The organism is Bacillus pseudomycoides DSM 12442, assembly GCF_000161455.1.
Classification (GTDB): Bacteria; Bacillota; Bacilli; order Bacillales; family Bacillaceae_G; genus Bacillus_A; species Bacillus_A pseudomycoides.
Genome location: NZ_CM000745.1, coordinates 3,232,812 through 3,253,925 on the forward strand (window position 1 = coordinate 3,232,812; position 21,114 = coordinate 3,253,925).

The window sequence follows — 21,114 nt, forward strand, 5'->3', positions numbered from 1 at the left end:
CAAGTGAAGAAGGTCTGTTTTGGGTACGGATTTAAAATCCCAATATCAAAGCGACCTATTCTTCACTTCTACTATAAAAAAATAGTAGTGTAAACCAATGCCTTGGTTTACACTACTAATCTTAGTATGTTTTGGGTGTTATGTATTGTAAGATGTTACAAATACGAAAATCCACATAAAAATAAAAAAAACCATTAAATAGTTTTTTGTCATGCCCATTTTTAGTGTATTCATAGAGAATCAATAAAAATGCACTACCATATTACCTTTTAGTATGCTTAGCTTGATAGCGATGTGTCGGGACCTCATCTAGAATAATAGTTAGAATTACCAGGATAAGAGGATATTTATCTAACCATATTTTCTATAAAAAACACGACCGCGTTTCCCCCGCGGTCGTGTTTTTTATAATTAGGCTGTAATCCAAGCCTCGTCAGCTGGATTTTTACGCCATTCTTGTAATTTTTTTGTTTCAGCTTGTCCGATCATACCTTTTTCTGCTGCCACTTCAGTTAATGCACTGTAGTCGCTTAGAGAATATGATGCTACGTTTGCTGCTGCTAGTTTTTCTTTTCCTGCTTCAAGCTCATACGTGAAGATTGATACGATTCCTAATACTTCACAGCCAGCTTCGCGAAGTGCTTCTACACAAGTAATTGCACTGCCGCCAGTTGAAATTAAGTCTTCTACTACTACTACTTTTTGACCTTTTTCTGCTTTTCCTTCAATCTGGTTCCCTTTACCATGACCTTTTGCTTTACTACGTACATAGCACATTGGTAAATCCATACGATCACTTACCCATGCAGCGTGCGCAATACCAGCAGTTGCTGTTCCTGCAATAACTTCTACAGTTGGGAAGTGTTCTTCGATTAACTTCTCTAATCCTGCCGCAATCGCTTGGCGTACTTTTGGATATGATAACGTTAAACGATTATCACAATAAATTGGTGATTTCATACCAGAAGACCATGTAAATGGATCATTTGGTTGTAAAAATACTGCGCCAATTTCTAATAGATGAGATGCGATTTCTTTTTTCATATTGTTACACCTTCCCACTGTTGTTTTACGGTTTTATACGCTTCAAGCGGATTTTCTGCCTTTGTAATACTACGTCCCACTACAATGTAACTTGAACCAAGTTCACGTGCACGCTTTGGCGTTGCTACGCGTACTTGATCATTAACATCATCGCTTGCAAGACGAATCCCCGGTGTTACTGTTACAAATGCAGGTCCGCATACTTCACGTAACTTTGGTACTTCTAGTGTCGAACATACAACACCATCAAGTCCACTTTCTTTCGTTAATTTTGCATAATGAGCAACCGCTTCTTCTAACGTTTTCTCAATACCAATCTCTTTTTTCATCATAGCTTCCGAAGTGCTTGTTAGTTGTGTAACTGCAATACAAATCGGTCTCTCTTTTCCTTCTCGCTTACCTTCCACTAATCCCTCAACCGCAGCTTTCATCATGCTACTTCCCCCAGCAGCATGAACATTTACCATATCAACATCTAGACTAGCTAGGCTGCGCATAGCGCTTTTTACTGTATTCGGAATATCATGGAGCTTTAAATCTAGAAAAATTTGATGCCCTTTTTCTTTTAAGTACGTAATGATAGCAGGTCCCTCTTTATAGAATAGCTCCATACCAACTTTGACAAATAACTGTTCCCCTTCAAAGTGGCTTAAAAACTGTTCTACCTCTGCCTTACCTGGAAAATCCAGTGCAACGATTAAAGACTGTGACATGTTTATTTCCAGCTCCTTCCCTGACATTCCGAAATGTGATCAAATCCTAATTCATCTAATAACGCTGGTAATTCTTCAATAATTGTTGGACATACGAACGGATCAACAAAGTTCGCTGTACCAACTGCAACTGCGCTTGCACCAGCGTAGAAGAACTCAATTACATCTTCTGCTGATTCAATACCGCCCATTCCGATAATCGGAATGTTAACCGCTTGACTCACTTCATGTACCATACGAATCGCCACTGGCTTAATTGCAGGTCCTGATAGTCCGCCTGTACGGTTTGCTAAAATGGGTTTTGCTGTTTTTAAATCTAGACGCATACCAAGCAATGTATTAATCATCGTTAATCCGTCTGCACCTGCATTTTCAATTGCCTTCGCAATCTCTACAATGTTTGCCACGTTCGGTGACAATTTCACATATACCGGCACTTCAGAAACCTCTTTTACTCGCTTCGTTAAATCAGCAGCAATTTCTGGGACAGTACCAAAAGCTATACCACCCGTTTTTACGTTTGGACAAGAAATATTTAATTCTAGCGCATGAACATTCGGTGCTTTTGAAATTTCCTTTGCAACTGCTACATAATCCTCAGCTTGTGAACCTGCAACGTTCGCAATAATCGGAAGATCGAATTGCTCTAGCCATGGTAATTCAGAAGTCATTACCTTTTCTAGCCCAGGGTTTTGAAGTCCGATTGCATTTAGCATTCCGCCTGGTGTTTCAGCAACACGAGGCGTTGGATTTCCATAACGAGGTTGTTCTGTCGTTGCTTTAATCATGATTGATCCAAGTACGCTTAAATCATAAAATTGCGCATACTCACGACCAAACCCGAAGCAACCAGAAGCTGGGATGATTGGATTTTTCAACGATAATCCTGGTAATTCAACTTGCAATCTGTTCATAGTACAACCTCCCCGATTGGAAATACTGGCCCGTCGCTACACACCTTCTTGTAAGAATGTCCGCTTGGATCTTCTTGCAAGTGACATACACATGCGAAACATGCTCCAATACCACAGCCCATACGTTCTTCTAGTGAAATGTAGGCTTTTTTCTCTTTATAACGACCTTCTAATGCACGTAACATTGCCAAAGGTCCACATGAGTATAAAATGTCAAAGTCGATTCCATAAGCATCAATCACATCTGTTACAAATCCCTTTGTACCATGTGTACCATCAACTGTTGCCACATACGTATCGCCAAGCTCTGCAAATTTCTCTTCGTAGAAAACAACATCTTTTGTTTGGAAACCTAAGATGTGAATGACACGTACACCCTTTGCAACAAGACGCTGTGATAACTCATAAAGTGGTGGTACACCAATCCCTCCACCTACTAATAGAGCTGTTTGCCCAGCTTCCGCTTCTTCTACAGGAAAACCATGGCCTAATGGTCCTAATACATCTACAATTTCACCTTGTTTTCTCTTTGCTAGTGTTTTTGTTCCTTGTCCTTCTGCACGATATAGCATTGTAAATTCGTTCTTGTCTTGATCGACATCACAAATACTAATTGGGCGGCGCAGAAGGGGCGTAATGCCCTCTGCTACCTTAATGTGTACAAACTGCCCTGGTTCGTTCATTTGCTGTACAAGATCACCTTGAAGCACTAATTCATAAATATTTTTTGCGATTTCTGTTTGGTTAACGACGATCATATTTTGCTTTTGCATCATGCATGTACCACCTCGTGACGCTGCGCTGGCGCGATTTCTTTCATTGCGTGAGCTGAGAATGTCATGGATTCTAGTACTCTTAAAATTGCTCTTGTTGTATCAAGTGAAGTTAAGCAAGCCACACCATTTTCTACTGATTCACGGCGAATGCGGAAACCATCACGCGCTGGTTGTTTTCCTTTTGTTAACGTATTGATTACAAACTGTGCTTTCCCTTGACGGATAATATCAAGTAAGTTGTAGTCTTCAGAATCAATTTTGTTTACAACTTGCACCGGAATGCTTTTCTCTGTTAACGATTGTGCTGTTCCTGCTGTTGCTAATAAGTTATAGCCGATTTCATGGAAGCGTTTTGCAATTTCCATTGCTTCTTCTTTATCTTTATCCGCTACAGTAATGATTACTGATCCGTGCGTTGGAATGTTAATTCCAGAAGCAACAAGTCCTTTATATAGTGCTTTTTCAAGCGTTAAGTCTTTCCCCATTACTTCCCCTGTTGATTTCATTTCAGGCCCTAATGTTGTATCAACTGAACGTAGTTTCGCAAATGAGAATACTGGAGCTTTTACATACACTTCATTCTCTTCTGAGCGATAGCCAGTTTCATATCCTTGTTCTACAAGATTTTGACCTAAAATAACTTTCGTTGCGATATTCGCCATCGGTACGCCTGTAATTTTACTTAAGAATGGTACTGTACGGCTCGCACGTGGGTTTACTTCAATTACATACACTTCGTCTTTGAATACTACAAACTGGATATTCAGTAATCCAACAATGTTTAATCCTCTTCCAAGTGCAATTGTATTTTCGATAATTTGTTCTTTCAGTTTTGCAGATAAGCTTTGCGGTGGGTATACTCCAATTGAGTCACCAGAGTGAACTCCAGCGCGTTCAATATGTTCCATAATACCTGGAATGAATACATTTTCACCGTCTGAAATTGCATCTACTTCAATTTCTTTACCAACCATATAGCGGTCAATTAATACTGGATGATCCGCATGAACTTTAACCGCATTTTTCATGTAATGCAGTAGTTCTTCTTGACGATATACGATTTCCATCGCACGCCCACCAAGTACGTAAGATGGTCTTACTAATACTGGGTAACCAATTTCTTCAGCGATTGCTACCGCTTGTTCTACAGTCGTTGCTGTTTTACCAACAGGTTGCGGGATACCAAGCTGTGTTAATGCTGCTTCAAATTTATCACGATCTTCTGCACGGTCTAAATCTTCAAGTGATGTTCCTAAAATTTTCACACCGTGTTCTTCTAATTTAGCAGCTAAGTTAATTGCCGTTTGTCCACCGAACTGAACGATAACACCTTCTGGCTTCTCTAAATCAATGATGTGCATTACATCTTCGATTGTTAATGGTTCAAAGTATAATTTGTCAGAAATACTGAAGTCTGTTGAAACTGTTTCTGGGTTATTGTTAATAATAATTGCTTCATATCCGGCTTCTTTAATTGCCCATACAGAGTGAACTGTTGCATAGTCAAACTCAACACCTTGGCCGATGCGGATTGGACCAGATCCAAGTACAACTACGCTTTTACGATCTGTAACGATCGATTCATTTTCATCTCCATATGTGCTGTAGTAGTAAGGTGTTGCAGATTCGAATTCTGCCGCACAAGTATCTACCATTTTGAATACTGGCGTCATGCTATTTTCTTTACGCACATCATAAATTTCACGTTCTGTTTTACCCCAAGCAGCTGCGATGTAATGATCACTGAAGCCCATTTCTTTTGCTTCTTGTAATACTTCCATATTTCCTATATTCGCTTTTACTTCGCGTTCCATGTTTACGATGTTTTCGACTTTTTGTAAGAAGAAGAAGTCCATTTCACACCATGCATTGATTTCTTCTTTCGTTACACCTTGACGGATCGCTTCTGCTACAACAAACAGACGCTCATCATCAGCTTTTATAATACGTTTTTTCATTGTTTCTTTATCAAGCTCTTTTAGATGCTCTAACTCTAAGTGATAAATGCCAAGCTCTAAAGAACGAACCGCTTTTAATAATGATTCCTCTAAGTTACGTCCGATTGACATAACTTCACCAGTTGCCTTCATCTGTGTACCAAGTGTTCTGTTTGCTGATTCAAACTTATCAAATGGCCAGCGCGGAATTTTTGAAACAACGTAGTCTAATGCTGGCTCGAAGCAAGCGTATGTTTTTTGTGTTACTGGGTTTACAATTTCATCTAATGTTAAGCCGACTGCAATTTTCGCTGCTAACTTCGCAATTGGATATCCTGTTGCTTTAGATGCTAGTGCAGATGAACGACTTACACGTGGATTTACTTCGATTACATAGTATTGGAAGCTATATGGATCAAGTGCAAGCTGAACGTTACATCCACCTTCAATTCCTAACGCACGAATAATTCGTAATGAAGTGTTACGTAACATTTGATACTCACGGTCACTTAATGTTTGGCTCGGCGCTACAACGATAGAATCACCTGTGTGAACCCCAACTGGATCGATATTTTCCATGTTACATACTACGATTGCGTTATCATTTGAATCACGCATTACTTCGTATTCGATTTCTTTACAACCAGCAATACTCTTTTCTAATAAACATTGCGTTACCGGGCTATGTTTTAAACCACTTGTTACGGTTTCAATTAATTCTTTTTCATTGTGACAAATACCGCCGCCTGTTCCGCCAAGTGTAAATGCTGGGCGAACGATTACCGGATACCCAATTTCTTTTACAAATTCATATGCTTCATCAAGCGTATGAATGATTTCACTTGGTGGTGTTGGTTCATTTAACTCTTGCATTAATGTACGGAATAGATCACGATCTTCCGCTTGCTCAATTGCTGATAATTTTGTTCCTAAAATTTCAACTCCACACTCGTCAAGCACACCTGATTTCGCAAGTTCAACAGCCATGTTTAAGCCCGTTTGACCACCTAATGTTGGTAAGATTGCATCTGGACGTTCTTTACGAATAATACGGCTTACGAATTCTAATGTTAATGGTTCAATATATACTTTATCTGCTGTTGCAGTATCTGTCATAATTGTTGCTGGGTTAGAGTTAACAAGGATTACTTTGTAACCTTCCTCTTTAAGAGATTGACAAGCTTGTGTACCAGAGTAGTCAAATTCCGCTGCTTGCCCAATTACAATTGGTCCTGATCCGATTACTAAAATTGTGTTAATGTCTAAGCGTTTTGGCATAACTCTTCCCCTTCTTTCTTGAAGTTTTCAATCATTATTAAGAAATCTTCGAATAAATCATTTGCATCTTCTGGTCCCGCTGAAGCTTCTGGATGATATTGCACTGTAAATGCTGGGAACTTCTTATGACGAAGTCCTTCTACAGTTCCATCATTTAAAGCTACATGCGTAATTTCAAGATCTGTATTTTCAACTGACGCTTCTTCTACTGCGTAACCATGGTTTTGAGAAGTAATTGCTACTTTTCCAGTTGCAAGATGTTTTACTGGATGATTTAAACCACGGTGACCGAATTTTAACTTACTTGTATTCGCACCAGATGCTAGAGCAAACAATTGATGTCCAAGGCAAATCCCGAATAAAGGTACTTTTCCGATGATTTCTTTTAACATTTCAATTGCTTCTGGTACATCTTTTGGATCACCAGGTCCATTACTTAACATAATTCCGTCTGGACTAAGGCGTAAAATTTCTTCCGCTGTTGTATTGTAAGGTACAACGATTACATCACAATCACGTTTATTTAGCTCGCGCAAAATACCGTGCTTCATTCCGAAGTCTACAAGTACAACACGATGGCCACGGCCTGGACTTGGATATGGATCTTTTGTTGATACGCGTTTCACATGATCTGTAAAGACTGTCGCTTTTAATTGGCTAACGATGTACTCTACATCCGCATCCATGTTGCAAAGACGCCCGCGCAGTGTTCCATATTGACGAATTTTCCGCGTTAATTTTCTTGTATCAATTCCTGCGAGTCCGGGAATATTTCTTTCTTTTAAGTAATCATCTAACGAAATTTCATTACGGAAGTTAGATGGGTGATCACAAATTTCGTTTACTATTAAACCATTTACAGATGGATGAATTGATTCGAAATCATCACGGTTAATGCCATAGTTTCCGATTAATGGGTACGTAAATGTTACAATTTGACCGCAGTATGATGGATCAGATAATGTTTCTTGATATCCAGTCATTCCTGTTGTAAATACAACCTCACCTGACTTTTCGATCTCTCCTCCGAAACCTTTTCCAATTAATACTGTTCCATCTTCTAAGATAAGCTGTCTTTTCATACTAATGCACTCTCCTTTTGCCATGCGATCTTACCGCCAACTATTGTCATAACCGGCCATCCTTGACACTTCCAGCCTGCAAACGGCGTATTTTTTCCTTTTGATAAGAATGTTGTTGGATCAATTTCTTCTTCTTGTTCTAAATCGATAATTGTAATATCTGCCGCTCTTCCTTCCTGCAAGCGACCTGCTTCTAAACCAAATGTATCAGCTGGTTTTTCTGTTAAGAATTGAATCAATTGTTCTAATGTGATAATCCCCTTTTTCACAAGGTTTGTATATAGTAATGGGAATGCTGTTTCAAAACCAGTAATTCCAAATGGTGCTCTTTCAATACCTTGTGCTTTTTCTTCTGCTGCATGCGGTGCATGATCTGTTGCAATTATATCGATTGTTCCATCTAATAATCCTTCAATTAAGGCTTCGTGATCTTCTTTTCCTCGAAGCGGTGGATTCATTTTAAAGTTTGGATCAACACCTGGGATATCATCTTCACATAATACTAAGTGGTGCGGTGTTACTTCTGCTGTCACTTTAATTCCAGCACGTTTTGCATCACGAATCACTCGTACAGATCCTTTTGTACTTACGTGACATACGTGATAGTGGCAATCTGCCGCTTCCGCAAGTAATATGTCCCGGGCAATATGTACAGATTCACATACTGATGGGATACCGTTTAATCCGTGTTCCTTAGAAAACTTCCCTTCATGTACACAACCTTTATTAATTAGTGTATTTTCTTCACAGTGTGCAACGACTGCCATATTTAATTTTGCTGCACGTTTCATAGCAGCTAGCATCATGCTTGCATCTTGTACGCCTACTCCATCATCAGTAAACGCGAATGCTCCAAGTTCTTTTAATGTTTCAAAGTCTGTCATTTCAGAACCTGCTTGACGTACTGTAATTGCGCCATATGGCAGTACATTTACATGTGCTTTTTCTTTAATTCGTTTTTGTAAGTCTTCCATATGTTCTTTGCTGTCTGGTACTGGGCGTGTATTTGGCATTGCGCAAATTGTTGTAAATCCACCTTTTGCTGCTGCAAGCGTACCTGTTTCAATTGTTTCTTTATGTTCACCACCTGGTTCGCGAAGATGAACGTGTACATCTACTAGTCCAGGTGCGATTAATTTTCCATTTACATCGATTACTTCAACATTATCTGCCGTAATATTTTCTGCTACTTTCGCAATTTTACCGTCTTGTACAAGAAGATCTGTTGCTACAATTTTTCCTTCTTCATTTAGATAACGTCCATTTTTAAACAAATAATTCATGTTTCATTCCTCCTAATACATTTGGTAATGCGCGTTTTAGTACAGCCATTCTTACGTAAACTCCGTTTTCCATCTGTTTGAAAATGCGGGAACGCTCACACTCAACGAGTTCGCTCGCAATTTCTACATCGCGGTTTATAGGAGCTGGATGCATAATAATGCTTCCTTGTTTCATACGTTTTTCTCGTTCAATTGTTAATCCGTGCTGTTCATGATACTCTTTCATGATGTCTGTTTCATAATGGTCATGACGCTCATGTTGCACACGAAGTAACATCATCACATCAACTTCTGGAACAAGTTCATCTAAACTTCTGTATGTTCCGAATGTGTTAGTTTCATCTTTCCACTCTTCTGGGCTAGCAAAGTAAATTGTTGCTCCTAGTTTCGTTAATGCTTCAGCATTAGAGCGGGCTACTCGGCTATGGCGGATATCTCCAACAATTGCAATCTTTAATCCTTCGAAGCTTCCAAACTCTTGTTTAATTGTTAAAAGGTCTAGCAAGCATTGTGTTGGATGATTTCCACATCCATCTCCAGCATTTAGGATTGGAATATTTACTTTATCTTTTAGCTCATCGAAGTAGCGATCTTGCTGATGGCGGATGACTACTGCTTTTGTTCCGATTGATTCTAGTGTTCTTATCGTATCGTATAATGTTTCTCCTTTTTGTACGCTAGAAGAATCTGCTGAGAAGTTTAATACGTCTAGTCCTAATCTCTTCTCGGCAACTTCGAAGCTAAACTTTGTTCTCGTACTATTTTCGAAAAATAAGTTCGCTACAAACGTTTGCTCTGTTGTTTTTTTACTTCTTCCATTTGCGAAATCTTCTGCGTCTTTTAGGATTTCTGAAATCTCTTCTTTCGATAATTCACTCATCGTTAACAAATGGCTCATTGTCATCCCTCATCTTTCTGATTTTTATGATAACACTTTTGTATTTATATAACAACTATTGCATAAAAATACCCTAATCGTATGAGACTAGGGTGCGAGAAAAAAGCCACCCTTTTCGGTCTCACAGGACTGAATTAAAAGGTTGTTTTTATGAAGCAATCTGCTTAGATTGTTGTTTCTGTTTCATTTCAGGTAACAGTAGATTTAACAGTACGCCAACGATTGCTGCAAGCGCCATTCCTTCTACTTGGAATGATTCTCCGACACGAAGTACCGCGCCACCAATACCGATTACCAAAATCACTGATGCAATCATTAAGTTTCGTTTGTCGCTTAAGTCTGTTTTATCATCTACCATCATGCGTAAACCGCTTGATGCGATTACTCCAAAGAGTAAGATTGATACGCCACCCATAACTGGTGTTGGAATCGAGTGAATCAGTGCGGAAATCTTACCAATAAATCCGAACATAATCGCGAAGACTGCTGATCCGATGAATAAGTATACACTGTAAGCTCTCGTAATTGCCAGCACACCTATGTTTTCACCGTATGTTGTATTTGGTGGTCCACCAATTACTGATGCGATTAATGTCGCTACACCATCTCCAAAAATCGAGCGATGTAAACCTGGTTTTTCAATTAAATCTCGCTTAATAACATTTCCAAGTACGATTTGATGCCCGATATGTTCTGAAATTGTTACAAGTGCTACTGGCACCATTAAGAGTACAATCTTCCATGAAAACTCTGGCGTGTAAGTTACAAATGGTACGACAAAGTCTGGTACATCAAACCATTTCGCCTCAGCTACTGGCTTTAAGTCCACCAATCCTTGGAAGTAAGCGAAGATATATCCTCCGATAATCCCTAATAGAACTGGTATGATGCTGAAAAATCCTCTTCCGAATATAGAGCAAATGATTGTAATTGCTAGCGTTACTAATGCTACTGAGAAGTGTGTAACACTATACTTGCCACCTGCATCATTCATTGCCATATTCACTGCTGTGTGTGCTAATGCTAATCCGATAACCATTACAACTGGACCAACGACAATTGGTGGGAGTAACTTCATAATCCATGCTGATCCCGATTTCTTAATTCCAAGTGAAATTAAGATGTATACAAGTCCTGCTAGTAAACCACCAAGCATTGCTGCTCCTGGCCCTCCTGCTGTCTTCGCCGTAATAATCGGTGCGATAAACGCGAATGATGAGCCTAGATATGCTGGTACTTGACCTTTTGTTATAAGAATAAACGCGAGTGTTCCTAATCCACTGGAGATTAAAGCTACTGATGGATTCAGTCCTGTTAAAAACGGAACAAGCACTGTTGATCCAAACATCGCGAACAAATGTTGTATACTTAAAAATAACCATTTTCCGGGTTTCGGTACTTCATGAATGTCTAACACTGGCTTTTGCTCCATTGTTATATCCTCCTTCAGTTTAAAACTTTGCAATAAAAAAACTCTTTGCGCCCTATGCACAAAGAGTCCTATACTTTCATATGTCAAATTTGACATACGAAAGTCAAGACCCTTTGGCAGCCTCACAGGACTACATTTAAAAGGGCTTTACTTATCGTATATACTTACTCGATCTTGCTGATCCGTCTCTTGCAAATCAACTTCAATACGTTCTTCACTTGATGTTGGAATGTTCTTCCCTACATAATCAGCGCGAATTGGTAATTCACGATGACCTCTGTCTACAAGAACAGCTAGTTGGATTTGTGATGGTCTACCTAAATCCATAAGAGCATCCATTGCTGCTCGAACCGTTCTTCCTGTATACAATACATCATCCACAAGAATAACTTTTTTCTTCGTAATGTCCACAGGAATATCTGAACCTTTTACAAGCGGTTCTTTATTTTTTGATTGCAATGTTAAATCATCACGATATAGTGTAATGTCTAACTCGCCTACTTCTATTTCTTTTCCTTCAATTTGACCAATTCGTTCTGCTAAACGCTGTGCAATAAAAATCCCACGTGTTTTAATTCCGACAAGAACACAATTATCGACACCTTTATTACGTTCCACAATTTCATGACTGATGCGTGTTAAAGCGCGGCGAATCATTTGGTCATCTAAAACGACAGCTTTTTCTTGCATGCTCTACACCTCCAAGCTTTTTTCTTGCGTGAGAGGAATGGTATAAAAAAAGTCCTCTCAGCGTGTGCGAGAGGACTTTTGAAAAAAGGGTACAAGTACACCCTAAGTATTTCAAACCGTTACCTTCTCAACCTCACGGGGCTGTGTTAAAGGATCATTATTCAACTGTTGCTAGTATCGCAGGTTTTAATCGTTTTGTCAATACTATTTCCGTAAAACATTTAAAACTTCTTCAAATACTGCTGGAACTGGCGCCTCAAACTCGATATATTCGCCTGTACGAGGATGATCAAACCCTAAAATCCCCGCATGAAGCGCTTGTCCATTTATATCTAATGTTTTTTTCGGACCATATTTCGGATCTCCCGCAAGCGGGTATCCAATATATTTCATATGAACACGAATTTGGTGCGTACGGCCGGTTTCTAAACGACACTCTACAAGTGTAAAGTCTTTAAATCGTTCTAACACCTGAAAATGCGTAACAGCATGCTTCCCATTTTCATCAACCGTCATACTTTGGCGGTCCTTTTTATCACGGCCAATTGGAGCATCAATTGTCCCTTTATCATGTGGAATTACACCATGGACGATTGCTTTATATCGTCTTGTTACTGTTTTTGCCACAAGCTGATTTACAAGAGATTCATGTGCCATATCATTTTTAGCAACCATCAATAAGCCAGATGTATCTTTATCAATACGATGTACAATCCCTGGACGCATTACACCGTTAATACCTGATAAATCTGTACAATGATGCATTAACCCATTTACAAGTGTACCACTTGTATGTCCAGGAGCTGGATGCACAACCATGCCACGTGGCTTATTCACAACAAGCACATCTGCATCTTCATAATAAATTTCTAAATTCATGTCTTCTGGCAAAATATCAAGCTCTTCTGGATCTGGAATTGCTACTGCAATTTCATCATTTACTTTTACTTTATAATTTCCTTTAATGTCGTTTCCATTTACGGTTACAACGCCATCTTTAATCCACTGTTGTACTTGTGAACGTGACCATTCATTGTTCACTCCCGCGAGAAACTTATCAATCCGTTCGCTCTTTTGTTCTTCTGTAACTGTTACTTGTACTACTTCGCTCATTCAATTACTCCTTCATTTTCTTTCCTTCTAATAATGTTTGAATAATAATCAATACAACCCCAATACATAAAGCTGAGTCAGCTATGTTAAATACCGGATAGTTGTATGAAAAAATATACACGTGAATGAAATCCACCACTTCTTGTCTAAATACACGATCAATAAAGTTGCCAATTGCTCCGCCTAAAATAAGACCTAATGAAATCCCTAGGAGCCTATCTGTTTTTGCATACTTTTTCATATAAAATACGATAAATCCTACAAAAACAACTGTAATAATATAGAAGAACCACATTTTGTTTTCTAAAATGCCCCAGGCAGCTCCTCTATTCCGATGTGATGTTATGTATAATACATTATCGATAATCGGGATACTTGTACCTAATTCCATGTTTTTTACAATTAACCATTTCGATACTTGATCGATGGTAATGACAAATAACGCTATTAAATAATATATCATTTTCATTTCCCCCACAAAGACAGTGTACCTCAAAATTTTAGCATAGCTACGGTCTTTTCACAATGAACCTTTACGGAAGAATAAAATAAAATAAAAAAAGGTAATATAATATCGTTGTGCCTCTTAGACATTTACTTTCTCATATAAAAATTCATGAATTGTACGAGCTGTTGGCATCATTTTCATTTGCTTTACAGGAATGTATTTCCCAGTTTCCTCACAAATGCCATACATATCGATTTCCATTTTAAATAATGCTCGTTCCACATCTTTTAAATCTTCTCTTATATCATGTAAAAATAATTTCTTTTTTCCATCTTCCTTCGATTCATAGCCTAATTCCAGTCCGAATTCTACATAATAAGTTTCTATCGCTTCTTTTGCCAGTCGTTCCTGTAGTTCTTTTTTCATCAATTGTAATTCTTCTTTGATTTCCATATAGATTTCATTCACGTGTACATCCCTCCCGGCTGCAATGTACCGTTAGTGTGTCCGAAATTTTCTCGCTTACCGCTCACACATTTTTCCTTCATAGGAAAGTGCTTAAAAGTTACTTCCTCCTGCTCAACAGAAAAACTTTAAGCAGTCGAACTTTTCATACATCTGCCACATGTTAAGAAGAATCCTTACTAAATACAAAAACTGACTACCGTAATAGCAGTCAGTTTTTATCACATCATTATTTTACATAATTTTCTTTTACTACTGTTGCACAACGCTCACATAATGTTTCATGTTCAGCGTCTTTACCAATTGTTTCAGAAACAACCCAGCAACGTTCACATGTTTCACCAGTTGCCTGTGCTACAACAACAGCTGTATGCTCATATTTTGGTGCACCCGCTGGAGCTTCTTCCATTGTTCCACCAAGTTTATACTCAGAGACAATAAATAATTGTTTTAAATCTTCACTAATAGACTCTAACATTTGTTTCATTTCTGCAGTTGGATATAGGGTAATACTCGCATTTAATGATTTACCGATTACTTTTTCATTACGAGCCACTTCTAAAGCTTTTAATACGTCATCTCGAAGTGTCATAAATGCATCCCATTTTGTTTTTAACGCTTCCGCACCCTCTACTTCTACAGCTTCTGGCATATCGGTTAGCTGAACGCTTTCCTCTACAACACCAGGAACATATGGCCATACTTCATCAGCTGTATGAGGTAAGATTGGTGTTACAAGTTTTGTTAATGCAACAAGAACATCGTAAAGTACTGTTTGAATCGCACGACGGTCATGATGATTTTCTGCTTCAATGTATAAAATGTCTTTTGCAAAGTCTAAATAGAATGAGCTTAAATCAATTGTGCAGAAGTTATGAATTGCATGATATACTGCCGCAAAGTCATATGTTTCATATGCTTCTTTTACTTTTGTAATTAAGTCATTTAATTTCACTAGCATGTAGCGATCTACTTCACGTAATTCAGCTTTCGCTACTGCATCTTGACTTGGATTAAAGTCAGCTAAGTTTCCTAATAAGAAACGGAATGTGTTACGGATTTTACGATATACTTCTGCAACTTGTTTTAAAATATCATCTGAAATACGCACATCAGATTGGTAGTCAACAGAAGATACCCATAAACGTAAAATATCTCCACCTAATTGATCCATGATTTTCTTCGGTACAACAATGTTCCCGATAGATTTACTCATTTTACGACCTTCACCGTCTAATACGAATCCATGACTCAACACACCTTTGTATGGTGCTTTACCTGTTACTGCAACTGCTGTTGATAATGAAGAGTTAAACCAGCCACGGTATTGGTCAGATCCCTCTAAGTATAAATCAGCTGGACGTTGTAAGTCTTCGCGCTCTTCTAGGACAGCTTGGTGAGAAGAACCTGAATCAAACCATACGTCCATAATGTCTGTTTCTTTACGGAATTCGCCATTCGGACTAGATGGATGTGTAAATCCTTCTGGTAATAAACCTTTCGCTTCACGTTCGAACCATACGTTAGAACCGTTCTCACGGAATAGATCTGCTACGTGATTGATTGTTTCATCTGTAATAATTGGATCGCCATTCTCTGCATAGAAGACAGGAATCGGTACACCCCATGCACGTTGACGAGAAATACACCAATCACCACGGTCACGAACCATATTATGAAGACGTGTTTCACCCCATGCTGGTACCCATTTCGTTTCTTCAACAGCTTGTAATAACTCCTTGCGGAACGCTTCAATAGATGCAAACCATTGCGCTGTCGCACGGAAGATAATTGGTTTTTTCGTTCTCCAGTCATGTGGATAAGAATGCGTAATAAATGTTAATTTTAATAACGCTCCAACTTCTTCTAATTTTTCCGTAATTGGCTTATTAGCTTTATCATAGAATAGACCTTCAAATCCAGGTGCTTCACTTGTTAATACACCTTTATCATCAACTGGGCAAAGAACTTCTAATCCATATTGTTTCCCAACAAGGAAATCGTCTTCCCCATGTCCAGGTGCTGTATGTACACAACCTGTACCAGCATCTGTTGTAACGTGCTCACCAAGCATAACTAAAGAATCACGCTCATAGAATGGATGCTTCGCAACTGTATACTCAAGTTCGCTACCTTTAACTGTTTTCACAACTTCAGCATTTTCCCACTCTAACGTTTTAGAAACTGTGTCAAATAGTTCAGAAGCAATAATATATTTTTCATCATTTACTTTCACAATGCTGTATTCAAGTTCTGGATGAACAGAAATACCTAAGTTGGCTGGTAATGTCCAAGGTGTTGTTGTCCAAATGATAAATTTCTCGTCGCCCTCTAATACGTCTTTTCCGTCTTTTACAGGGAATGCCACATAAATAGATGCTGACTTTTTATCATTGTATTCAATTTCAGCTTCAGCTAAAGCGGATTCACTTGTCGGAGACCAATAAACTGGTTTTTGTCCTTTATAGATATAACCTTTTTTCGCCATTTCACCAAATACTTTAATTTGCTGCGCTTCATAAGCTGGCTCTAAAGTAATATATGGGCGATCCCAATCAGCACGCACACCAAGACGTTTAAACTGTTCACGTTGGCGATTCACTTGTTCGTATGCATACTCTGCACATAGTTTACGGAATTCTGCAACCGTCATTTCTTTACGTTTTACACCTTTATTTGTTAAAGCTTGTTCAATTGGTAAACCGTGTGTATCCCATCCTGGTACATATGGTGCACAGTATCCAGTCATTGATTTGTAACGAACAATAAAATCTTTTAATACTTTATTTAACGCATGTCCCATATGAATGTCACCATTCGCATATGGAGGACCATCATGCAGTACAAATAAAGGACGACCTTTTGTATGTTCTTGTACCTTTTCATAAATGTTCATCTCAGCCCATTTTTCTTGCATTGCAGGCTCACGCTTTGGTAAATTCCCACGCATTGGGAATTCTGTTTTCGGCATTAGTAATGTATTTTTATACTCCACGCTTAATTCCTCCTCGAATGTATAAAAGAAAGACCCTAAAAAATGGAATAAAAAAGAGACTTTCTCATCCCCAAAAAAGGGACGAGAAAGTCTCCCGCGGTACCACCCTAGTAGACCGTACACGTATGCACAAAGTCCTCTTTATATTCTTAACGCGAATATACGCCTACGCTTACTTTTTTGTTCAGCGCGGAACTCCAGGGTGATATTCCCATTTATCTCCTTATCCTGAGCTTACACCGTCCTCAGTTCGCTATATAAGGTATGAAAAAGGTACTTATCCCTATCTTCGTTTTTCTTAATAAATATGTTGTTTAAAATTATATGTAATAATGAGAAAAACGTCAAGCTTACACTGTTTCTTCTTTCTTTAATAGCTCGTCCACTTCTTCTTCTAGCTCAATTAATTTGTCCCAATCATCGTTGTTTAACATTTCAAGCTGTGCTTCTAATAACATACGGAAACGCGTACGGAATACTTTCGCTTGTTTCTTTAGCTCTTCAATATCAAATGCAACTTTTCTTGATTTTACTAAAGCTTCATTAATGATACGATCTGCATTCTTTTCTGCTTCACGTACAATTAATTTCGCTTCTTTTTGTGCATTACGCTTTACTTCTTCCGCCGCTTCTTGTGCAACAACGATAGACTTATTTAGCGTGTCTTCAATGTTAGAAAAATGATCTAATTTACCTTCTAGTTGAGCAACTTTTTCTTCTAATGCTTTTTTCTCGCGAATGACCAATTCATAATCTTTGATGATCTGATCAAGAAACTCATTTACTTGATCCTCATCATAGCCACGGAATCCGCGACCAAATTCTTTGTTATGAATATCTAATGGTGTTAACGGCACAAACGCCACCTCCAAGTAGTTATCTGAATTTTCCTCTTTTAATTATATCTTTTCTTCGACAAAATAAGGGATTTTCCTTCTAAAAAACCAATCATTTTAGTATACCATACAAAACTCGCCATTTGTCGCGTTTCGTTTTTCCTTCTACAGAAAATAATTTACTCCGGCCATATCCCCTAATTGAAAAAACATCACCCGGAAAACACTCATATGCAGTTTGTTCAACAGTTTTCCAGTTCACTTTCACAAGACCGTTTTTTATAAGCGGCTGTACTTTTTGCCGTGATAGATGAAGCATTTCAGCTAGCAGGACATCTAATCGAAGGGATGAAACAGTTCCAGACTGCTCTTTCCATTCTTCTTGCAATCGTAATACTTTGTCTGCTTGTACAGAAGAAAGTGAGACCGTCATTTTCCCTATTGATTGTAAATTCATTTCAATGTAAGAAACAATTTCTTTTGCAACTATAATTTGGGCACGATTTTCTTGAAGCAAAATATCACCACACTTTTCTCTTGTAAGACCAAGAGACATAAATGCACCTAATATTTGCCTATGTTCAAGCGTATAAAACTTGGAAGGATAGTCAATTTCTAATACTTCAACTTGGAAATCTTCTTCATTTAAATCAAGATAACTCGGATAAATAAGAGCTCTTTTCCTTTCCGCTTTTGGCTCAGCACCATAAAGACGCAAAGTAGCATCCCCTTGATTTCCAACTATCGTAGCAACAATTTGCTGCTGACGCGGATCCAGAAAATCCGTTAATTTCACTTGATGATATTCTTCAGCCACCTGTTTCCACTCTAACACTTTATCGACAAAGACCACTTCTTCGGGTCTAAAATGCTCATAGATGCTCATTCATTCAACCTCTTATTACAAGAAATAACGAAACAGACTTACTAAACCACTACTAGCCAATCTCAACGCAATAATTGCAACAATTGGAGAAATATCAATCATGCCAAAAGGTGGGATAAATCTCCGAAACGGTTCTAAATATGGTTCACAAATACGTGATAGAAAATCACCAAATGTTGATTCTCTAGCCCCTGGAAACCAAGATAGAAGGATATAGATAATAAGCGCCCAGGAATAAATCTGGATGATCCAAAGCAATGCTTGTAAAATAATCGTCATGGCGTATTACCACCTCTTTATATTTGTCTCTTCCTCTTCACCGAACAACTCAGAAATGGCCCCAACAATATCCACAGTCTCAGGTGTACAAATAAATGTTTTCGGTCCTAATTTTTGAATATCCCCGCCTATAGCGTATACAGTACCACTTAAAAAGTCAACGATACGCACAGCTTGATCTGTTGACATCCTTTGCAAATTAATGACAACCGCTCTTCTTCCCTTTAAATGATCCGCAATCCCTTGTGCTTCCGAATATGTGCGCGGTTCTAACAAAACAACTTTGGAAGATTGCTTTGCTGTTTCAATACTTACAATATTTTGTTTCGGCTGTGCTTTCGTAAGTGGAATATCCTGCTGCTCTGGTGGATCTTGTTGTTTTTTCATTTCAGCTTGCTCCTTTTCCTTTTCGTAAGCTTCTCGCTCTTCTGGAGTGTCAAAAAAGAAGTATTTTACTTTTGACCAACTCATAATAACATTCTCCTTCCTTTTATGCTTTTCCTACTAAAATCGTTCCCAAACGAATATATGTAGCACCTTCTTCAATTGCAATCGTATAATCATTTGACATTCCCATTGATAACTCTTTACACGGAGCGTATGATAATCCTAGTTCTTGTACTTGTTTTTGCAAACCACGCAATTTCTTAAAACAATGACGAATTTCGGCTTCTTCCTCAGTAAATGGTGCCATTGTCATCAATCCAACAACTTCAATTTTATCAAATTCTTGCAAAGCACGAATAAACGCAATCGTTTCCTCAGCCGCTATCCCTTGCTTTGATTCTTCAGACGATGTTTTCACTTGTACAAAACATCGAACCTGCTTTGTAGTACGCCTTTGAATTTCTTTCGCAAGTGAAATGCGATCTAATGAATGCAAATAATCAATCTCATTAATAATTTCTTTTACTTTTCTCGTTTGTAACGAACCAATGAAATGCCAATTTACTTTTGAACCAAAATGCTCATACTTCTGTAAAAAACCTTCATTACGATTCTCACCTAAATCAGTAAGTCCAGCTTCTATTACTTCATTTGTTTTTTCAATTCCTACTGTTTTTGTTACTGCAACGAGCTTAACCTCTTGTGCCGAGCGCTCTGCTCGTTCACATGCTATTTTAATTTTCTCATTTACAAATGCTAAATTCTCTTGCACTACCACTGTTTTCAATCCTCCTTAAAGCCTATGAAACTCAACATTCTTCCTGTTTTTCCCCGATCACGACGATGTGAGAAAAACAATTGTTCTTCACAGCTTGTACAAAGAGACGACATAATAATATGCTCTTCTTTTATGCCAGCTTGTATGCATAATATGCGATTGATTTCTTTTAAATCAATTGCATATTGTCCGTCTGAAATCAATTTATATGGAACATGTCCGTTTACCGCTTGTTTTGCTGCTGATAATACGCGATCATCAACTACATAACAGCAGGACCCTATGGCTGGTCCAATTGCAACATAAATCTCATGAGCTGGCACCCCTTCCGCACGCCACTTTTGAATCATTTCTTTTGCAATTTCTTTTACAGTGCCTTTCCATCCAGCATGTGCCAGTCCTATCATACCTTGTGATGGTGCATAGAAATAGAGTGGAACACAATCAGCATAACAAGATGTTAAACATACATCTCTATCAGTCGTATAAATACCATCTGTGTTTGGAATACCATCTTCATATGAATAGATTCCTCGCCCTTTTTCTTGCTGTCCTACTTTTTCAACATGATGATCATGAACTTGTTCTGAACAAATCCAATTTTCTAATGTTTTTTGTAACTTGTTCGCTAAAATACGTCTATTTTCATGAACATTTTCCATCATATCATTTACATGTAATCCTAAATTCATCGCATGAAAGGAGCCTGTACTTACTCCACCATCTTTTGTCGTAAATCCTGCAGTAATGTTTCCAAGTTCTTTCCACGCTTGTAAATACAATATACCGTCCTCATATATAAATGGTTCTCTCATAAAGCGGCTCCTTTTAATAAAATAACATAAAAAGCATGGTACTTCCTGTCTATTTTACCATACTT

At 38.2% G+C, this 21,114-nt stretch carries 20 protein-coding genes and 1 other annotated feature; all 20 genes read right to left on the minus strand.

Annotation, left to right across the window (positions count from 1 at the left end; all coding sequences use genetic code 11):
- Positions 1-411 precede the first annotated feature (411 nt).
- Complete coding sequence (gene pyrE / locus BPMYX0001_RS16270; RefSeq protein WP_016116008.1) at positions 412-1,044, minus strand: orotate phosphoribosyltransferase; 633 nt, start codon at positions 1,042-1,044, stop codon at positions 412-414.
- Positions 1,041-1,757 carry an orotidine-5'-phosphate decarboxylase gene (pyrF, locus tag BPMYX0001_RS16275; RefSeq protein WP_003199832.1) on the minus strand — a complete coding sequence of 239 codons (717 nt, stop codon included), beginning with the start codon at positions 1,755-1,757 and terminating at the stop codon, positions 1,041-1,043. The genes pyrE and pyrF overlap by 4 nt, the downstream gene beginning before the upstream one ends.
- Positions 1,758-1,759: 2 nt before the next feature.
- Positions 1,760-2,671 (minus strand): dihydroorotate oxidase B catalytic subunit, encoded by a 912-nt coding sequence (pyrD, locus tag BPMYX0001_RS16280; RefSeq protein WP_018764743.1) that lies wholly within the window; start codon positions 2,669-2,671, stop codon positions 1,760-1,762.
- On the minus strand, positions 2,668-3,447 hold the full coding sequence (gene pyrK, locus BPMYX0001_RS16285; RefSeq protein ID WP_033799069.1) for a dihydroorotate oxidase B electron transfer subunit: 780 nt from the start codon (positions 3,445-3,447) through the stop codon (positions 2,668-2,670). The genes pyrD and pyrK overlap by 4 nt, the downstream gene beginning before the upstream one ends.
- Positions 3,444-6,662, minus strand: coding sequence for a carbamoyl-phosphate synthase large subunit (gene carB / locus BPMYX0001_RS16290; protein WP_033799070.1), 3,219 nt, complete (start codon positions 6,660-6,662; stop codon positions 3,444-3,446). Before carB ends, pyrK begins: the two co-directional genes overlap by 4 nt.
- Complete coding sequence (locus tag BPMYX0001_RS16295; protein WP_018780905.1) at positions 6,647-7,744, minus strand: carbamoyl phosphate synthase small subunit; 1,098 nt, start codon at positions 7,742-7,744, stop codon at positions 6,647-6,649. Before BPMYX0001_RS16295 ends, carB begins: the two co-directional genes overlap by 16 nt.
- Positions 7,741-9,027, minus strand: coding sequence for a dihydroorotase (gene pyrC / locus BPMYX0001_RS16300; protein WP_018764747.1), 1,287 nt, complete (start codon positions 9,025-9,027; stop codon positions 7,741-7,743). The genes BPMYX0001_RS16295 and pyrC overlap by 4 nt, the downstream gene beginning before the upstream one ends.
- Positions 9,011-9,925, minus strand: a complete 915-nt coding sequence (pyrB, locus tag BPMYX0001_RS16305) for an aspartate carbamoyltransferase (protein ID WP_018764748.1) — start codon at positions 9,923-9,925, stop codon at positions 9,011-9,013. Before pyrB ends, pyrC begins: the two co-directional genes overlap by 17 nt.
- Before the next feature lie 148 nt (positions 9,926-10,073).
- Positions 10,074-11,357, minus strand: coding sequence for a uracil permease (gene uraA / locus BPMYX0001_RS16310; protein ID WP_003199817.1), 1,284 nt, complete (start codon positions 11,355-11,357; stop codon positions 10,074-10,076).
- Between the two features lie 147 nt (positions 11,358-11,504).
- The gene (gene pyrR / locus BPMYX0001_RS16315) at positions 11,505-12,047 is read right to left on the minus strand and encodes a bifunctional pyrimidine operon transcriptional regulator/uracil phosphoribosyltransferase (RefSeq protein WP_001156487.1); all 543 of its coding nucleotides are present in this window, start codon (positions 12,045-12,047) and stop codon (positions 11,505-11,507) included.
- A 204-nt stretch (positions 12,048-12,251) separates the two neighbouring features.
- Complete coding sequence (locus BPMYX0001_RS16320; RefSeq protein ID WP_003199814.1) at positions 12,252-13,160, minus strand: RluA family pseudouridine synthase; 909 nt, start codon at positions 13,158-13,160, stop codon at positions 12,252-12,254.
- A gap of 4 nt (positions 13,161-13,164) precedes the next feature.
- Positions 13,165-13,623: a lipoprotein signal peptidase LspA gene (gene lspA, locus BPMYX0001_RS16325; RefSeq protein ID WP_018764750.1), complete on the minus strand. Its 459-nt coding sequence runs from the start codon at positions 13,621-13,623 to the stop codon at positions 13,165-13,167.
- Positions 13,624-13,746: 123 nt separating this feature from the next.
- The gene (locus BPMYX0001_RS16330; protein ID WP_018764751.1) at positions 13,747-14,076 is read right to left on the minus strand and encodes a TraR/DksA C4-type zinc finger protein; all 330 of its coding nucleotides are present in this window, start codon (positions 14,074-14,076) and stop codon (positions 13,747-13,749) included.
- A 226-nt stretch (positions 14,077-14,302) separates the two neighbouring features.
- Positions 14,303-17,068, minus strand: a complete 2,766-nt coding sequence (gene ileS2, locus BPMYX0001_RS16335; protein ID WP_033799071.1) for an isoleucine--tRNA ligase — start codon at positions 17,066-17,068, stop codon at positions 14,303-14,305.
- 74 nt (positions 17,069-17,142) lie between these two features.
- Positions 17,143-17,367: a binding site (T-box leader), on the minus strand.
- Between the two features lie 51 nt (positions 17,368-17,418).
- Entirely contained in the window at positions 17,419-17,925 is a 507-nt protein-coding gene (divIVA, locus tag BPMYX0001_RS16340) for a septum site-determining protein DivIVA (RefSeq protein ID WP_016116021.1), read from the minus strand.
- 91 nt (positions 17,926-18,016) lie between these two features.
- On the minus strand, positions 18,017-18,790 hold the full coding sequence (locus BPMYX0001_RS16345; RefSeq protein ID WP_006095772.1) for a YlmH family RNA-binding protein: 774 nt from the start codon (positions 18,788-18,790) through the stop codon (positions 18,017-18,019).
- Positions 18,791-18,805: 15 nt separating this feature from the next.
- On the minus strand, positions 18,806-19,069 hold the full coding sequence (locus tag BPMYX0001_RS16350; RefSeq protein WP_003199802.1) for a YggT family protein: 264 nt from the start codon (positions 19,067-19,069) through the stop codon (positions 18,806-18,808).
- Between the two features lie 6 nt (positions 19,070-19,075).
- Positions 19,076-19,540 (minus strand): cell division protein SepF, encoded by a 465-nt coding sequence (locus tag BPMYX0001_RS16355; protein ID WP_003199801.1) that lies wholly within the window; start codon positions 19,538-19,540, stop codon positions 19,076-19,078.
- A gap of 19 nt (positions 19,541-19,559) precedes the next feature.
- Positions 19,560-20,234: a YggS family pyridoxal phosphate-dependent enzyme gene (locus BPMYX0001_RS16360; RefSeq protein ID WP_018780903.1), complete on the minus strand. Its 675-nt coding sequence runs from the start codon at positions 20,232-20,234 to the stop codon at positions 19,560-19,562.
- A gap of 5 nt (positions 20,235-20,239) precedes the next feature.
- Positions 20,240-21,049, minus strand: a complete 810-nt coding sequence (pgeF, locus tag BPMYX0001_RS16365) for a peptidoglycan editing factor PgeF (RefSeq protein ID WP_006095774.1) — start codon at positions 21,047-21,049, stop codon at positions 20,240-20,242.
- Positions 21,050-21,114 lie beyond the last annotated feature (65 nt).

Excerpts from the sequence above, each read along its gene's own strand:
- pyrC (WP_018764747.1), bottom strand. The coding sequence starts at position 9,027 with ATGAATTATTTGTTTAAAAATGGACGTTATCTAAATGAAGAAGGAAAA.
- BPMYX0001_RS16345 (WP_006095772.1), bottom strand. The coding sequence starts at position 18,790 with ATGAGCATCTATGAGCATTTTAGACCCGAAGAAGTGGTCTTTGTCGAT.
- pyrK (WP_033799069.1), bottom strand. The coding sequence starts at position 3,447 with ATGATGCAAAAGCAAAATATGATCGTCGTTAACCAAACAGAAATCGCA.
- pgeF (WP_006095774.1), bottom strand. The coding sequence starts at position 21,049 with ATGAGAGAACCATTTATATATGAGGACGGTATATTGTATTTACAAGCG.
- BPMYX0001_RS16320 (WP_003199814.1), bottom strand. The coding sequence starts at position 13,160 with ATGAGCGAAGTAGTACAAGTAACAGTTACAGAAGAACAAAAGAGCGAA.
- pyrE (WP_016116008.1), bottom strand. The coding sequence starts at position 1,044 with ATGAAAAAAGAAATCGCATCTCATCTATTAGAAATTGGCGCAGTATTT.
- BPMYX0001_RS16355 (WP_003199801.1), bottom strand. The coding sequence starts at position 19,540 with ATGAGTTGGTCAAAAGTAAAATACTTCTTTTTTGACACTCCAGAAGAG.
- pyrB (WP_018764748.1), bottom strand. The coding sequence starts at position 9,925 with ATGAGCCATTTGTTAACGATGAGTGAATTATCGAAAGAAGAGATTTCA.
- BPMYX0001_RS16295 (WP_018780905.1), bottom strand. The coding sequence starts at position 7,744 with ATGAAAAGACAGCTTATCTTAGAAGATGGAACAGTATTAATTGGAAAA.
- pyrR (WP_001156487.1), bottom strand. The coding sequence starts at position 12,047 with ATGCAAGAAAAAGCTGTCGTTTTAGATGACCAAATGATTCGCCGCGCT.
- pyrF (WP_003199832.1), bottom strand. The coding sequence starts at position 1,757 with ATGTCACAGTCTTTAATCGTTGCACTGGATTTTCCAGGTAAGGCAGAG.
- uraA (WP_003199817.1), bottom strand. The coding sequence starts at position 11,357 with ATGGAGCAAAAGCCAGTGTTAGACATTCATGAAGTACCGAAACCCGGA.
- lspA (WP_018764750.1), bottom strand. The coding sequence starts at position 13,623 with ATGATATATTATTTAATAGCGTTATTTGTCATTACCATCGATCAAGTA.
- carB (WP_033799070.1), bottom strand. The coding sequence starts at position 6,662 with ATGCCAAAACGCTTAGACATTAACACAATTTTAGTAATCGGATCAGGA.
- BPMYX0001_RS16350 (WP_003199802.1), bottom strand. The coding sequence starts at position 19,069 with ATGACGATTATTTTACAAGCATTGCTTTGGATCATCCAGATTTATTCC.
- pyrD (WP_018764743.1), bottom strand. The coding sequence starts at position 2,671 with ATGAACAGATTGCAAGTTGAATTACCAGGATTATCGTTGAAAAATCCA.